The sequence below is a fragment of the Treponema sp. OMZ 838 genome, assembly GCF_000775995.1.
GTDB lineage: Bacteria > Spirochaetota > Spirochaetia > Treponematales > Treponemataceae > Treponema.
The window spans coordinates 1,723,593-1,736,603 of sequence record NZ_CP009227.1 but is presented as its reverse complement, the minus strand read 5'-3'; the positions used below and the strand labels follow the sequence as shown (position 1 = coordinate 1,736,603).

Sequence of the window (13,011 nt, the reverse complement as noted above, 5' to 3'; positions counted from 1 at the left end):
TCATACCAATGATATACCCGACAGGCATATTTATCCAGAGTATCGAACAGACTAAAACAAGCGACGAATCCGGCGGAGAGAATGTCTTTACGGCAACGCTTACCAATCATACGCAGCAGCATTTTGTAGTAAAAAACGGAAAGACGGGATCTGGCTGTGAAGGCATAAACGAGATACGGGCAAGTGTTGATAGTAATGTTGGAACGCCGAGCGTAGAAGTAGTCGAAACGGATGCAGGCGCTAAAAAAAATGTCAACTTTATTTTTAAAAATCTGAAAGGTGAAACGGGCAATATCGCACTTACTGAAGAAGTAAAACAGCATATAAGCCAATCTGTTGCATCAGCGAATCAGTATACCAATAATTTGTTAATCAAAATCTTTCAAAACGGCTATATCCAAGGGCCGGGGATGAAAAGCCCGCTGGAAGATACCGCCCTTCATTTTGAGGGCTATAGTTGGTACGAGGTCAACTATGACGGTAACTTTTTTAGAGCGAAAGGGCGAAATGCGAAGCCGTTTAGTTCCAAAAAATTGACTAAAGAACAAATCAAGAATGGTGATTATATCTTTCAAGATGATGAGCAAGAGGATGCTATCAGGAATATAAAGGGCAGTTTTAAAAAAGGACAAGGAGGATATGAGAGTTTTGATTATACCGGCTGTTCTGGTGTTTTTCAAGCGAGCGATACCCATAGAACAAATGACACAGCCACTGGTGTGACAGTGTCGCAGTATGATAATACCAAGCAAATCATTTTTGACACATCAAAAGATTCAAACCTAAAAACAGCCGAAGAAAATCGATCTCGAAACTTGACTTTTATAGTCTGGGTATTGGTAAAAGACGAATAAAAGGAGGTTATGCTATGGAATTTGTAGAAAGACTTGAAATTGAAAATAATATCATTACAAGTCACGTTATCGGCGAGAAGCCGAAGAAAGAAAAAGAGGGAATTACGTACCTTTACGGAAAGAATATACAAGCCAATATCGGCGATGATATCCGTATGTACACTGACTTACAGACAGGGACTAAAAAGCCGTTTACGCAGCTGGTTGAAGAAGGGCTCGTCCCGGTGCCCGAAGGCAAGAAGCTCAATGAAGCCGGTACGGATTTTGTCGATATGACGGACGCCGAAAAGGTTTCCGCCGGTCTTATTCAGCTCAAGGCCGATGAAAAAATTGAAGGTGATTATATTGTAAAAAAATCAAAAAAAGAGCTTTACGATGAAGGTAAGCTATCAAAAGAAGAATACAATCTTTATATCGACAATCTAAGGCAAGCCGCCTATCGACAAGAAGCGGATCCGCTGGGTATGCAGGTAATGCGCGGAGACATAGATAAAGCCGTATGGCTTGCGAAGATAGCAGAAATAAAACAGCGCTATCCGAAGGTAGAATAACTAATGACGATAGAAACATTGCCACATGGCGAATTTATTATAGTGGGTGTTATTGTGCTGGCCTTTATTCTCATGATGAAGAAGGGAGGAAAATTCTCTCTTTTCGGGCAGACGGTAGAGGTGCCGGTCGGTGGTAAAAAGCAAAAAATTGACACTATCGGTTTGATGTATCTCATGAAAGACGCCTGCGAGCGGATAGAGCTACTCCGTAAAGAACGAGCAGAAGATATATTGCCGGACATATCGTATTTATTAACCGGCATCAGCCGCCTTTCCTGTTGTATGTACCGAGCAGAGGCGATCCTTAATAAACGGTTGTACAAAAACGGATTTGAAGATTTAACCGTTCAGACGGTTAACGGCTATATCGAACAACTGAACGAGGAACTCTATAGCCACCTACAGCGCGAAATACACAACGCGGGACGATGCACCGCGCACCCGCCTGAACCGATAGAAAAAAGTAAGACATACGCAATTGCGAAGGAGTTCACCCGCAGGGCGGCAGCAATTTACCTCCGTGAGGTGAAGGGCAAAGCAATGATGTATGAGTCCTACCAGCCGCTTTTTGAAAAACTGGGAGATGCTATCCGTGTTGAATTTTGCAAAGAAAAGCGAGAAAAGAAAATAAAGCAGGCGGATGCGCTGCTTGAAGTGCTCCATAAACTGGAAGCTAAAAAAATTGAGGAGGTTTAACGATGGGAGTGATACGGGATATTGATCGGCTTAAGCCGGAACTGGCAAAGCGAACGCGGTTTTTTTTAGCCGAGCTAAAAAAGCGCGGCATAGAAGTCATCGTGCTTGAAACCGATCGAACAGTCGACACACAGCTTGCCTATTATGCGCAAGGGCGTAAACCGCTTGAAGAGGTAAACGCACTCCGCAAAAAAGCGGGCTTATATCTTTTAACGGAAGATGAGAATAAGCACATTGTAACAAAGACGACGCAATCCCGGCATTTTGGCGGCAATGCTGTTGATATTGCACCGGTAAAAGACGGCCGCGTCTGGTGGAATGCACCGGAGCAAGTCTGGAAAGAAATCGGCACTATCGGTGAAGAATGCGGGCTTGATTGGTGCGCAGGCGGATATGGACAGGTGTGGGGTAAGGGTTGGGACAATCCCCACTTTGAACTTATGAAGGGATAGGTACAAATGAGAATCACCAAGGAGCGGTTGATGAATGAGCAGCGATACGATTCTGCTAAAGACACATTGCTACACATAAAGCGTGTTAATGCCTTACTCTTGCAATTCTTGCAAGAGCTGATAAACAGGGCTGTAACACACGATGAATCGAAATTGCATGAACCGGAAAAAATGTTTTTTGATAAAATGACACCGCGGTTAAAAGCTTTAACGTATGGTAGTGAAGAGTATAAACAAGCATTGGCAGAATTAAAACCGGCTCTTGATCACCATTATTCTCATAACAGCCATCACCCTGAGCATTATGACAATGGAATAGATGACTTTACGCTTGCCGATTTAGTTGAAATGTTTTTTGACTGGAAGGCTGCGAGTGAACGGCATAATGATGGCGATGTTTTAAAATCTATCGAAATCAACAAGCAACGCTTCGGCTTGTCGGATCAGCTGTGTAAGATTTTCGAGAACACAGAACGGTGGTTGTGTATAAAAAAATACGATAAATCAAAAGGAGCGGTGAATGAATGAAAAGAATGTTTTTATTGTTTGCCTTATCTGCCTTGTGCTGTTTATGCTTGCCGCTTGCTGTACAGGGGCAGGAGTACGTGATAACGGAAGCGGAGCTTATCAGGTTAGAGAGCATATCGCAGAGCTTAGCAATAAGCAGACAGAATCTGCAATCTCAAGCGAGCGACTTAGCGGAGCGATTGAGGGCGCAAGAGAGCAAAGCGAAAACCTTAGCGGTGAGCTTGCAGCAAGCAGAGAAAACAGCGAACACCTTAAACAATCAATTACAGACGGAGCGGGATACCTTGAAGAATTTGCGGACATCCTACAACAAATCCGAGCAAGAGGCAGCCGAAACAATAGCGGAAAAGCAAGCCCTAATTGACGAAAAAAAAGACACGATCCACCGGCTGACAATTACCGTTATAATGCTTTCAACAGCTCTTGTTGGAGCTATCGTTTTTGCAATCGTAAAATTAAAAAGATTTTTTCCGTTTTTACCGTAAAAACACACCGGAAGCCTAACTATAAAGGTGTAATGCGCAGAAGCTGACAGGCGCGTAATAAAAAAGATCAGCACTCACGATCGGCGGGCAACGCCGTAAAACGATGCGTAACGTGAAGAATATAAAAGAGGAGATGTATGAAGCGAGAATTTTTGGAAGGGCTTAACCTTGAAGCCGCCGTTATCGACCAGATTATGGCAGAGAACGGCAAGGATATAGAGCGCGAAAAACAAAAGACGCTCGCCGCTCAAGAAGAGGCTAAGGAAACTAAAGCGCAGCTTGAAAAAGCGAATAAAACGCTTGAAGGCTTTGCAGACCATGAGCAAATAAAGGCCGATGTTGAAAAGTACAAAGCGGAAGCGGAGGCGGCAAAAAAAGAAGCGGCAGCGAAGATTGCAAGCCTTGAGAGAACCGCCCAAGTAAAGGATTTTTTAAGCGGCAAAAAGTTTGTCAACGATATTACCCGTGATGCCCTCGCGGCAAAGCTCACCGAACAGCTCGGCAGTGAAGAGGCAAAGGGCAAATCGCTTGATGATTTATTTGCCGCCCTTACGAAGGATCAAAAAAACATCCTTGCCGACGATACCGCTCCCGCACCACCGGTACAAGGCAGCATGAAAGGCGGCTCGCACGCAGCCGATGAGCGGGCGGCAGCACGGGCGGTAATGGGCTTGCCGCCTGAAAAAGACTAATACAAGGAGAATAAAAGAACATGGCGAATAACATTCTTACCTTTAAGAAGTACATCGATCAGCTTGACGATGTATACAAATACTCGTCCAAAACGGCCGTTTTGGAAACAAACCCCGCGCTGATAACGCAAGGGGCAAACGCCGGAGAGTTTGTCATCCCAAAGTTGGACATGGACGGCCTCGGCGACTATAGCCGTAATGATGGGTATGTATCCGGCGGTGTTGACCTTAAAAACGAAACGGTCAAATGCGACTTTGACCGCGGGCGGCGTTTTACCGTTGACGCAATGGATAACGAGGAAACGGCAGGGGTTGCATTTGGCCGCCTTGCCGCCGAGTTTATCCGTACCAAGGTTACCCCTGAACTCGATGCGTATCGGTTCGCTAAATACGCATTAAAAGCCGGAACAAAGAAAGCGGCCACGCTCGCCGATGGTGGGGCTGTTATGCAAGCGATTACCGCGGCGATCGGTACGCTCGATGATGCGGAAGTGCCGGAGGAAGGGCGCTACCTTTTCCTTACCCCCGCGCATTTCAACGCTATTCATTCGCTTGATACCACCAAGTCAAGAGAGCTGTTAGCGACATTTGAAAGCCGCATTGTCAAAACTCCGCAATCGCGGTTCTACACTGCTATTGACCAGCTGAACGGCAAGGGCAGCGGAGAGGAAAAAGGCGGGTACAAAAAGAACGCAAGTGCGAAGGATGTCAACTTTATGATTATTCATAAAAGCGCTCTTATCCAGTTTTCAAAGCATGTCGTTGTAAGCATTTTCAGACCGGAAGAAAATCAGCTTGCCGACGGCTGGGCGTTCAATTACCGTTCGTACGGTATTGCCGACGTGTACGAAAACAAGAAGAACGGTATCTACCTGCATACGGCAGCATAATGGAAAAGAGGCGGGCGGTAAACCGTCCGCTTATTTACACTCTATAAATTAAGGAGGCGATAAAGATGCGCACAGTAGGATATATCCCCGAAGAGGGCGCGGAGCAGAAAAAAGAGCCGGTAACGGAACAGGGCGGAACGCCGGCAACGCCCGAACCGCCGGAGCCGAAAGACGACGGAACCGGAACACCGACGCCGCCCGAACCGCCGGCTGATACCAGCAACACGACACCGCCCGAACCGCCGGCTGATACCAGCAACACGACACCGCCCGAACCGCCGGCTGATACCAGCAACACGACACCGCCGGAGCCGAAAGACGATCCCGGCAAAAAGGGCGGGAAGAAGGAATAAGCAATCAATGACACTCTTTGACAAAGTAACCTACGATTTTTACTCTCACACATTAGGACGAGCGGTTATTCCAACCGAGGCGGAGTTTAACACATACCGCCTTAAAAATGTTCTCTTTGTCAAAGGGTTGTATGATGATGGGCTTGTTGTGGAGCGCGAGGCGGACGGCATCGTAAAGGCTACCTGTATGATGATTGAAATAGATTATCAGGAAGGGGGTAGCGACACCGTAACGACGAGCGAAAGCATCGGCGGGTATTCATGGAGCGGCACAAAAAAGAGCGGTGAGGCAAAAAAATACGAATGCTTGAAGCTCTTTTGTCATATCACCGGCGGAGTGCGATAGGAGGTAAGGCGATGATCGGTAGACACCTTTTAATCCATTCCTGTACCGTGCAAGAGGTAAGCGGGTTAAACCGCGACGGCGGCGCGGAGTATGGAGAAAGCATCCTTCTTGAACACGTGCGGATAGTGCCGGCATACAGCGTAAGACGCGGAACCGTCGGTGAAGAAAAGGACGACAAATTACTTCTTTTTATCGACGGGGTAAACAGTACACCGCGCGGGTTTATACCCAAAACCGACAGCGCGGTATTTTGGCAAGGGCAACAATACACCGTCCGCGCCGTAACTCCATGCTACACCGCTGGCAGAGGTTCGCTGGTGCATCATTGGGAGCTGTCGCTTGTATGATTGTTGAATTTCTTGTGTGTAAAGTTGCACAACATCTGGACAGTAAGCGGCTGGAAAATATCGTAAAACAAAAGATAGAAAGCGTACAGCCTTATCTTGACAGTATGGTATTGCAAGACAGTAATTATTTTTGCCCGTTGAAAGATAGCCACCTGCAAAAGTCCTCTATCACCAATACAAAGATTGGAAAAAAACGCATTATCAAAGTTCCGCAAGCGCGGTTCTACACTGCTATTGACCAGCTGAACGGCAAGGGCAGCGGAGAGGAAAAAGGCGGGTACAAAAAGAACGCAAGCGCGAAGGACGTCAACTTTATGATTATTCATAAAAGCGCTCTTATCCAGTTTTCAAAGCATGTCGTTGTAAGCATTTTCAGACCGGAAGAAAATCAGCTTGCCGACGGTTGGGCGTTCAATTACCGTTCATACGGTATTGCCGACGTGTACGAAAACAAGAAGAACGGTATCTACCTGCATACGGCAGCGTAATAGGAAAACAGGCGGGCGGTAAACCGTCCGCTCATTCGCCCTATGACAAGATTTAAAAGGAGGCAATAAGAATGCGTACAGTAGGATATATCCCCGAAGAGGGCGGAACACCGACACCGCCGGAACCGCCGGAGCCGAAAGACGATCCCGTCAAAAAGGGCGGGAAAAAGGAATAAGCAATCAATGACCCCCTTTGATAAAGTAACCTACGATTTTTACTCGGACGAATTAGGGCGAGCGGTTATCCCATCAGCGGCGGAGTTTAACACATACCGCCTAAAAAACGTTCTCTTTGTCAAAGGGTTATACGACGACGGTCTTATTGTAGAGCGCGAAGCGGACGGCATCGTAAAGGCTATCTGTATGATGATTGAAATAGATTATCAGGCAGGCGGCAATGACACCGTAACGACGAGCGAAAGTATCGGCGGCTATTCGTGGAGCGGCACAAAAAAGAGCCTTGAGGCAAAAAAATACGAATGGCTTAAGCTCTTTTGTTATATCACCGGCGGAGTGCGATAGGAGGTAATGCGATGATCGGTAGACACCTTTTAATCCATTCCTGCACCGTGCAAGAGGTAAGCGGGTTAAACCGCGACGGCGGCGCGGAGTATGCGGAAAGTATCTTACTCGAACACGTGCGGATAGTGCCGGCATACAGCGTAAGGCGCGGAACCGTCGGTGAAGAAAAGGACGACAAATTACTTCTTTTTATCGACGGGGTAAACAGCGCCCCGCGCGGATTTATACCCAAAACCGACAGCGCGGTATTTTGGCAAGGACAACAATACACCGTCCGCGCCGTAACTCCATGCTACACCGCTGGCAGAGGTTCGCTGGTGCATCATTGGGAGCTGTCGCTTGTATGACAATCGAATTTAAAGTAAAGCGGCTTGCCGAAGACGGTAAGATTATAAAAGCGAATGTCGTACAACGCATTGAAAGTGTGCAAGGCTATCTTGATTACCTTGTTGTCAAAGACAGTAACTACTTTTGCCCGCTTGAAACAAGCGTCCTGCAAAAGTCGGCTATCATCAATACAACGATGGGGAGCGGGCTTTTAATCTGGCAGACACCGTATGCACGGGCGCAGTATTACGGGGAGCAATTCGACCACAGCAAGCAACGTAACCCGAATGCGTGCGCGAAATGGTTCGAGGCGGCAAAGGCGCGATGGCATTCAAAATGGGTGAGGTTTGTTAATGAAATGCTTAAAAATAGCTGAACGGGTTAATCAGTGGGTTGAAAAAAAAGGCTCATTCCTTTTACCGTCTATAACGACCTTATCCCTTACGCCGACAAAGACGGAGCGGCGCTCCGGCACGATCCAGCCCCCGCAGCACAGCAACGCTATACCGACGGCTCACGCTTCGTAAAATGGAATCTTACCTACTATATCCGCTGTAAGGACGCCGAGAAAGCCCGCGAGTATGCATATACCATTACCAGCGCTTTAGACGGAGTGGAGATAGAAGGGGAAGATGTAGACATTACATGCGAAGCGCTCACCTTGCCGCAATTTATCGGCAAGGATGATAAAGACTTTACCACCTACAGCGCAGCGATTGCCTGTAGTTATCTGGAAGAATAATGCCAAAGAGGAGGAAGAAAAAGACTATGGCAAAAAAGAAATTGGTACGCAAAACGCACGTTGTGCCGTTTGTCAACGTAGGAACCGACAGCGCACCCGATTGGCGGCGTATTGAAAAATCAAAGACGTTCACCCTTTCGACCAATCCGCAGGTAAAAACCTACGATTACATTTCAAGTGATATACCGGAAGAAGAAATCACCGGATATCAACCGAGCCTTGCGCAGAGTATCACCATGTGGAAAAACTCCGATGACTATGAAGAGTTTTTCGGTATGCTCTTTAAGTTGCCGACGGGTGAAAATGCACACCGCGATGTAATGGTTGCTTTTTACCAAGAAAAGGGAAAGAATGGCAGCGATGATGTGTACAAGGCATGGAAGGTTGACGCCTTGGTAAAAATCAGCCAGATGGATACGGTAGACGAAAGCATCAATTTTGACCTTTCGTTCAATAAAATCGTTATCGGCGCTCTTTCCTTTGCAAGCGGCAAGCCCGAATTTATTAAGGGAGAGTGGACAGGCGATACGTTCACCCCTGCAACATAAGGGCGTTTAGTGATCGATTTAACCAAAGCAAAGCTCCCCGAAGCGATAGAAGTTTCGGGGGCTTTTTACCGCATTCATACCGATTTCCGCTATTTTATCCGTTTGGAACAGGTGCTTAACGAAAAAGGCACAAAGCCGAGCGACTGCGATTTTATGTTTATTCAAGAGTTGCCCCCCGATAAAATAGCCGGCATAAAGGCGCTCGTTGCTTTTATGAACCCGCCGCACACTTTACCCCGCAAGAGTAAGCGCGAGGATGCAGGCGCGCCGGTACTCGACTACACCCTTGACGCCGATTTAATTTATGCCGCCTTTATGCAGCAGTATCATATCGATTTAAGTACCGCGATTCTCCATTGGCACTGTTTCAGCGCACTGCTCGCAGGTTTGCGAGACACCAAGTTAAATGATGTTATCGGTTTTAGACTCTGGGAAAACACGAGCGGTAAAAAAGACGAATACACCCGCGCAATGCAAAAGCTCCACGACGCATGGGAAATTGAAGTAAAAGATGAAGCAGAAGATGCCGCCCTTGCCGAGTTTGAAGCAAGGCTGAACGGCTTGCGGAAAAAGAAAAAAGGAACTATTAAATGAAGCCACTCAAATGGTGTGTCTTCATTTAATTGTCGAGTTTGCCATTCGGCAAACGTCGCAGATTATATGTGCGCTTTTCGCGCACTAATTGAACACCTTCCAAAGTTTACACTTTGTTCAGTTGTTCAATTTTAAGGAAAAAGATAATGCCCGATAACAGCGTAGAAATTGATGGTAAAATGACAACCGAAGGCGTTGAAAAAGGCGTCAAAAAAATCAATCAAGAAATAAGAAGTATTGAAAAAGAAGCGGAAAAGACGACGAAAAAAACGGCGGGAAACTTTAAAAAACTTGATGCCGTTATGCAGGAAGCGTCAAGCACCGCTTCTAGTTTCGCTAACAAAATAAAAGACACGGCGTCATCTAACGGGCTATACGTCGCCGCGGCCGTCGGGGCAATCGCCGCAACAAAGAAAATCGGCGAGGTGATGCGGGAATGTACCGACGCATTCCATGTACAAGAAGATGCCGAAAACGCCTTAGCGATTGCCGCACGGAATAACCCGTATTTAGACGGGCAAGCAGTCGCAGGATTAAAAGCATTCGCAAGCGAATTGCAATCGGTGAGCGAAATTGGAGACGAGGTAAGCCTTAAGCTGATGGCACAGCTCGCGGCAACAGGGCGCACGGAATCGCAAATCCGCGACATTATGAAGGCCGCCGCAGACTACGCAGCAGGAACCGGCACTGATATACAAAGCGCGGTACAAACCTTAAATGCCACTTTTTCAGGGCAGGCCGGAGCCCTTGGAAGACAGATTGAAGGTATAAAAAATCTTACAGACGAACAACTTAAAAACGGAGACGCGGTAAAACTCATCTCCAAACATTATAACGGACTCGCCTCTGAACTTGCCAATGTAAAAGAACAGGCAGAAAATGCAAAGGGCGATTTTAAAGAGATGATAGGTGCCCTTATCGCTCCAGCCGTTGATTTATGGGATCGATTCTGGAAAGGGTTTTATGAAAAAGGCACCGCCGCGATGAAGTGGCTTAAAAAACGGCTTGACTTTATCAATACTGATAACGATGCTTTTTTGCATAATATGCTTGAGCGGATGGACTATGACCCTGTAAAGGAAGCAGAAAAGCAACGAAAGCGGGATATGTACAAACCAGATCCCAATGATGCGCTTGACAGCGGAGCGGCGGCATATAAAGCGGTTGAAAAATGGTATGAAAAAGCGACACCGACAAAAAGGCTCGAAGATTCTTCTATTGAAGAGCTTGAAAAAATAATCGAGCAGCTACAGTTAAAAATAGAGCTTGCGGGGAAGTTGGGAGAAAAAGAGGAAGAACTTTTAGAAAAATCGACGGCACTTTTAGCACAAAAAGAAAAAGCCGAAAAAGACAGAATTGCAACCGAAAACGCCGCGGCAAAAGCAGCAGAAGATCAAGCGAAAGCACAAAAGACCGCCGACGATTACGCAGCGGCAAGCAATAAGCAGCTTGAAAATAACATTAAAGCCCTTGAGCTTGAAGCAAAGGCAAAGGGTGAGAACGTCAAGGCGCAAGACCTTTTCAATGTCTATCTGAAATCCTATATCGACTTACTCACAAACACGGAAGGGAAAATCAAAGAGAGTTATCCTGTTGCACAAAAGCGATTAGAGCAGGTAAAAAAGGCGAAGGCTGCTGTTGATGCGCAAACGGATGCAGAGAAAAAATTAAAGGCTGCGATTGAAGCAACCCATGCGGTAATGAACACCCTCAAAGACATGAAAATAGCACCGACGCCGCTAGAGGGGTTCGACGAGCAGCTTGCGCAATATAAAAAGTTGCAAGATAAAATAAAGGGCTTAGATGATGCGACCATAGAAAAAGCGCAGGAAGGAAACGATACAAAATATACGAAGGAACAGCTATTAGAGCAGTTGAAAGAAAAAGAGATTGCCCTTGAAAAAGAAAAGATACGGACAATCGCTGGGATAAGAAAAAGTGAGTTTGATGAGTATAAAGCACAGCAAGAGCAGCGGCTAAAATTGAAAGAAGCAATCGATGCAAGCGAGGTTTTAAGCAAAGAGGAAAAGGAAAAAGCCAAGGACGAGATAGACGAAAAGTATGCGCAAGCAAAAATAGAGCGCGCCCGCACCGTTATGGAGCAAGTCAATCAGTACACACTGCAAGCCCTGCAGGTTGCGCAAGATGCCGCAAAGCTGATGCTTGAATCCATTCAGAATGAGCAAAAGCTAGAACTTGCAGCCCTCGACGAAAAGTATGAAAAAGGCGAAATGTCCGAAACCGAGTACACCGCGAAGATGAAAGAGATAAAAAAGAAAGCGGCACAAGAAGAATACAAAGTTAAGATGTTTCAATGGACGGCTTCTATGCTTGCCGCCGTCGCAAATATTGCCGAGGGGGTAAGTAAAACCATTGCGCTCGGCTTTCCTATCGGGCTTGCCACCGCTCCGATTGTTGCAGCGGCCGGCGCGGTACAAATTGCTTCTATCGTCGCAAGTAAGCCGATACCTCCGAATTTTGCACACGGCGGTATAGTGGGAGGCTCGAGCTATTACGGAGACAACGTCAACGCGAATGTTAATTCAGGCGAGATGATTACAAACTTTCCGCAGCAGAAACGATTATGGGCAATGCTCAACGGAGAGAGGCAATATAAACCCTCTTTCCCTATCACCGTCAACAATACGCAGTCAAACCGTGTCAGCGCGTATGCTCAAGAGCGTAATGGCGAAGTGTTTATAGAAATTATCGATAAGCATATCAATAAAGGCTTTGCAGACGGCACGTATGATAAAGGCTTTGCCGGTATGCAAGGACGAAACGCGGGGGTAAATATCCAATGATAACCTTTCCCTTTTCCATTACGAAACTATACGGCGTTCAAACCGGATACGTCGATAATGCCGTAAAGCAGCAATATGATTCAGGGCGCGTTGTCGCATGGCAAAAAAATACAGTGGTAAAGCGCAAGTATGCAGTATCCTGCTCCGTAACACGGGCGCAGGCTCAAATTTTTGACGAATGGTACACCAAAACCCTCAGGGGTAACGGCCAACCCTTTAGCGCCCCAAATCTCGAAGGATCGGGAGTGCAAACAGTATACCGGATGGATAGCCCGCCGACGATTGAGGGGCAAGCGTATAAAACAATATCGATGGAATGGATAGAAGTATGACAAAGGCTGAACTTTTTCAATCACTCTCCTCCGGCGGTGCGTATGCCCTGCCGTATTTAATTACAATCCACCATCCGAACGTCGGGACGGCGCACTATATCAATAATAACGAGGACGTAACCTATCACGGGATAACGTATGAAGCAAGCGCCTTTAAATATACCCGCCCTAAAACAGTCGGCGGCGTCCTGCAGAACGGAACCCTTGAAATTACCGGCGTTAAAACGTGTGCCCTCGATATGGTAGAAGCAAGCGATGAGCTTTTCACCGTTGACGTTATCGGTGTGCTCGACGCCGCAGGGGATATAACGCCGATCCGGTATTTTCACCATCAATACGGAACGGTTACCACCGACAACGGTTTAAAAGTTGTTATCTCGTTTACTAATGATGATAGGCTTGAAATGAATTTCCCGCCGTTTATATTTGACGCCGATAATAACCGCGGAAACGCGTAAGA

At 46.6% G+C, this 13,011-nt stretch carries 22 protein-coding genes; all 22 read left to right on the top strand.

Features of this window, described 5'->3' with window-relative positions; all coding sequences use genetic code 11:
• The first annotated feature begins 8 nt into the window (after nucleotides 1-8).
• The 22 genes from QI63_RS07860 (at nucleotide 9) to QI63_RS07755 (ending at nucleotide 13,009) form a co-directional block, all read left to right on the top strand.
• Nucleotides 9-854, top strand: coding sequence for a hypothetical protein (locus QI63_RS07860; protein WP_052185520.1), 846 nt, complete (start codon nucleotides 9-11; stop codon nucleotides 852-854).
• Nucleotides 855-868: 14 nt separating this feature from the next.
• The gene (locus QI63_RS07855) at nucleotides 869-1,405 is read left to right on the top strand and encodes a hypothetical protein (RefSeq protein ID WP_044015307.1); all 537 of its coding nucleotides are present in this window, start codon (nucleotides 869-871) and stop codon (nucleotides 1,403-1,405) included.
• A 3-nt stretch (nucleotides 1,406-1,408) separates the two neighbouring features.
• Complete coding sequence (locus tag QI63_RS07850) at nucleotides 1,409-2,101, top strand: hypothetical protein (RefSeq protein ID WP_044015305.1); 693 nt, start codon at nucleotides 1,409-1,411, stop codon at nucleotides 2,099-2,101.
• A gap of 2 nt (nucleotides 2,102-2,103) precedes the next feature.
• On the top strand, nucleotides 2,104-2,553 hold the full coding sequence (locus QI63_RS07845; protein ID WP_052185519.1) for a M15 family metallopeptidase: 450 nt from the start codon (nucleotides 2,104-2,106) through the stop codon (nucleotides 2,551-2,553).
• Between the two features lie 6 nt (nucleotides 2,554-2,559).
• Nucleotides 2,560-3,081: a DUF5662 family protein gene (locus QI63_RS07840; RefSeq protein ID WP_235619659.1), complete on the top strand. Its 522-nt coding sequence runs from the start codon at nucleotides 2,560-2,562 to the stop codon at nucleotides 3,079-3,081.
• Nucleotides 3,078-3,566, top strand: a complete 489-nt coding sequence (locus QI63_RS07835; protein WP_044015304.1) for a DinB/UmuC family translesion DNA polymerase — start codon at nucleotides 3,078-3,080, stop codon at nucleotides 3,564-3,566. Before QI63_RS07840 ends, QI63_RS07835 begins: the two co-directional genes overlap by 4 nt.
• A gap of 137 nt (nucleotides 3,567-3,703) precedes the next feature.
• Nucleotides 3,704-4,258: a phage scaffolding protein gene (locus tag QI63_RS07830; RefSeq protein ID WP_044015302.1), complete on the top strand. Its 555-nt coding sequence runs from the start codon at nucleotides 3,704-3,706 to the stop codon at nucleotides 4,256-4,258.
• Between the two features lie 20 nt (nucleotides 4,259-4,278).
• Entirely contained in the window at nucleotides 4,279-5,148 is an 870-nt protein-coding gene (locus QI63_RS07825) for a hypothetical protein (protein WP_044015300.1), read from the top strand.
• A gap of 65 nt (nucleotides 5,149-5,213) precedes the next feature.
• Nucleotides 5,214-5,501, top strand: a complete 288-nt coding sequence (locus tag QI63_RS07820) for a hypothetical protein (RefSeq protein ID WP_044015298.1) — start codon at nucleotides 5,214-5,216, stop codon at nucleotides 5,499-5,501.
• Nucleotides 5,502-5,508: 7 nt separating this feature from the next.
• Nucleotides 5,509-5,847: a hypothetical protein gene (locus tag QI63_RS07815; protein ID WP_044015296.1), complete on the top strand. Its 339-nt coding sequence runs from the start codon at nucleotides 5,509-5,511 to the stop codon at nucleotides 5,845-5,847.
• Nucleotides 5,848-5,858: 11 nt separating this feature from the next.
• Nucleotides 5,859-6,194: a putative minor capsid protein gene (locus tag QI63_RS07810; RefSeq protein WP_044015295.1), complete on the top strand. Its 336-nt coding sequence runs from the start codon at nucleotides 5,859-5,861 to the stop codon at nucleotides 6,192-6,194.
• The gene (locus QI63_RS13060; protein WP_200877736.1) at nucleotides 6,191-6,682 is read left to right on the top strand and encodes a hypothetical protein; all 492 of its coding nucleotides are present in this window, start codon (nucleotides 6,191-6,193) and stop codon (nucleotides 6,680-6,682) included. Before QI63_RS07810 ends, QI63_RS13060 begins: the two co-directional genes overlap by 4 nt.
• A gap of 183 nt (nucleotides 6,683-6,865) precedes the next feature.
• Entirely contained in the window at nucleotides 6,866-7,204 is a 339-nt protein-coding gene (locus QI63_RS07795; protein WP_044015294.1) for a hypothetical protein, read from the top strand.
• Nucleotides 7,205-7,215: 11 nt separating this feature from the next.
• Nucleotides 7,216-7,551, top strand: a complete 336-nt coding sequence (locus QI63_RS07790) for a putative minor capsid protein (RefSeq protein ID WP_044015292.1) — start codon at nucleotides 7,216-7,218, stop codon at nucleotides 7,549-7,551.
• Complete coding sequence (locus tag QI63_RS07785; RefSeq protein ID WP_052185517.1) at nucleotides 7,548-7,907, top strand: minor capsid protein; 360 nt, start codon at nucleotides 7,548-7,550, stop codon at nucleotides 7,905-7,907. The genes QI63_RS07790 and QI63_RS07785 overlap by 4 nt, the downstream gene beginning before the upstream one ends.
• Complete coding sequence (locus QI63_RS13325) at nucleotides 7,885-8,058, top strand: hypothetical protein (RefSeq protein ID WP_235619658.1); 174 nt, start codon at nucleotides 7,885-7,887, stop codon at nucleotides 8,056-8,058. The genes QI63_RS07785 and QI63_RS13325 overlap by 23 nt, the downstream gene beginning before the upstream one ends.
• Before the next feature lie 20 nt (nucleotides 8,059-8,078).
• A complete protein-coding gene (locus tag QI63_RS13450; protein ID WP_369792413.1) occupies nucleotides 8,079-8,273 on the top strand; it encodes a hypothetical protein in 195 nt (64 codons plus the stop codon).
• Nucleotides 8,274-8,299: 26 nt separating this feature from the next.
• On the top strand, nucleotides 8,300-8,821 hold the full coding sequence (locus QI63_RS07775) for a hypothetical protein (RefSeq protein WP_044015290.1): 522 nt from the start codon (nucleotides 8,300-8,302) through the stop codon (nucleotides 8,819-8,821).
• Nucleotides 8,822-8,830: 9 nt separating this feature from the next.
• The gene (locus QI63_RS07770) at nucleotides 8,831-9,415 is read left to right on the top strand and encodes a Gp15 family bacteriophage protein (protein ID WP_044015288.1); all 585 of its coding nucleotides are present in this window, start codon (nucleotides 8,831-8,833) and stop codon (nucleotides 9,413-9,415) included.
• A 146-nt stretch (nucleotides 9,416-9,561) separates the two neighbouring features.
• Entirely contained in the window at nucleotides 9,562-12,219 is a 2,658-nt protein-coding gene (locus QI63_RS07765) for a hypothetical protein (protein ID WP_052185516.1), read from the top strand.
• A complete protein-coding gene (locus QI63_RS07760) occupies nucleotides 12,216-12,551 on the top strand; it encodes a hypothetical protein (protein WP_044015283.1) in 336 nt (111 codons plus the stop codon). The genes QI63_RS07765 and QI63_RS07760 overlap by 4 nt, the downstream gene beginning before the upstream one ends.
• Nucleotides 12,548-13,009 (top strand): hypothetical protein, encoded by a 462-nt coding sequence (locus tag QI63_RS07755; protein ID WP_044015280.1) that lies wholly within the window; start codon nucleotides 12,548-12,550, stop codon nucleotides 13,007-13,009. Before QI63_RS07760 ends, QI63_RS07755 begins: the two co-directional genes overlap by 4 nt.
• Nucleotides 13,010-13,011 lie beyond the last annotated feature (2 nt).

What these genes read in the sequence shown, in the direction of transcription:
- QI63_RS07860 (WP_052185520.1), top strand. Translation starts at nt 9, where the DNA reads ATGATATACCCGACAGGCATATTTATCCAGAGTATCGAACAGACTAAA.
- QI63_RS07855 (WP_044015307.1), top strand. Translation starts at nt 869, where the DNA reads ATGGAATTTGTAGAAAGACTTGAAATTGAAAATAATATCATTACAAGT.
- QI63_RS07850 (WP_044015305.1), top strand. Translation starts at nt 1,409, where the DNA reads ATGACGATAGAAACATTGCCACATGGCGAATTTATTATAGTGGGTGTT.
- QI63_RS07845 (WP_052185519.1), top strand. Translation starts at nt 2,104, where the DNA reads ATGGGAGTGATACGGGATATTGATCGGCTTAAGCCGGAACTGGCAAAG.
- QI63_RS07840 (WP_235619659.1), top strand. Translation starts at nt 2,560, where the DNA reads ATGAGAATCACCAAGGAGCGGTTGATGAATGAGCAGCGATACGATTCT.
- QI63_RS07835 (WP_044015304.1), top strand. Translation starts at nt 3,078, where the DNA reads ATGAAAAGAATGTTTTTATTGTTTGCCTTATCTGCCTTGTGCTGTTTA.
- QI63_RS07830 (WP_044015302.1), top strand. Translation starts at nt 3,704, where the DNA reads ATGAAGCGAGAATTTTTGGAAGGGCTTAACCTTGAAGCCGCCGTTATC.
- QI63_RS07825 (WP_044015300.1), top strand. Translation starts at nt 4,279, where the DNA reads ATGGCGAATAACATTCTTACCTTTAAGAAGTACATCGATCAGCTTGAC.
- QI63_RS07820 (WP_044015298.1), top strand. Translation starts at nt 5,214, where the DNA reads ATGCGCACAGTAGGATATATCCCCGAAGAGGGCGCGGAGCAGAAAAAA.
- QI63_RS07815 (WP_044015296.1), top strand. Translation starts at nt 5,509, where the DNA reads ATGACACTCTTTGACAAAGTAACCTACGATTTTTACTCTCACACATTA.
- QI63_RS07810 (WP_044015295.1), top strand. Translation starts at nt 5,859, where the DNA reads ATGATCGGTAGACACCTTTTAATCCATTCCTGTACCGTGCAAGAGGTA.
- QI63_RS13060 (WP_200877736.1), top strand. Translation starts at nt 6,191, where the DNA reads ATGATTGTTGAATTTCTTGTGTGTAAAGTTGCACAACATCTGGACAGT.
- QI63_RS07795 (WP_044015294.1), top strand. Translation starts at nt 6,866, where the DNA reads ATGACCCCCTTTGATAAAGTAACCTACGATTTTTACTCGGACGAATTA.
- QI63_RS07790 (WP_044015292.1), top strand. Translation starts at nt 7,216, where the DNA reads ATGATCGGTAGACACCTTTTAATCCATTCCTGCACCGTGCAAGAGGTA.
- QI63_RS07785 (WP_052185517.1), top strand. Translation starts at nt 7,548, where the DNA reads ATGACAATCGAATTTAAAGTAAAGCGGCTTGCCGAAGACGGTAAGATT.
- QI63_RS13325 (WP_235619658.1), top strand. Translation starts at nt 7,885, where the DNA reads ATGAAATGCTTAAAAATAGCTGAACGGGTTAATCAGTGGGTTGAAAAA.
- QI63_RS07775 (WP_044015290.1), top strand. Translation starts at nt 8,300, where the DNA reads ATGGCAAAAAAGAAATTGGTACGCAAAACGCACGTTGTGCCGTTTGTC.
- QI63_RS07765 (WP_052185516.1), top strand. Translation starts at nt 9,562, where the DNA reads ATGCCCGATAACAGCGTAGAAATTGATGGTAAAATGACAACCGAAGGC.
- QI63_RS07760 (WP_044015283.1), top strand. Translation starts at nt 12,216, where the DNA reads ATGATAACCTTTCCCTTTTCCATTACGAAACTATACGGCGTTCAAACC.
- QI63_RS07755 (WP_044015280.1), top strand. Translation starts at nt 12,548, where the DNA reads ATGACAAAGGCTGAACTTTTTCAATCACTCTCCTCCGGCGGTGCGTAT.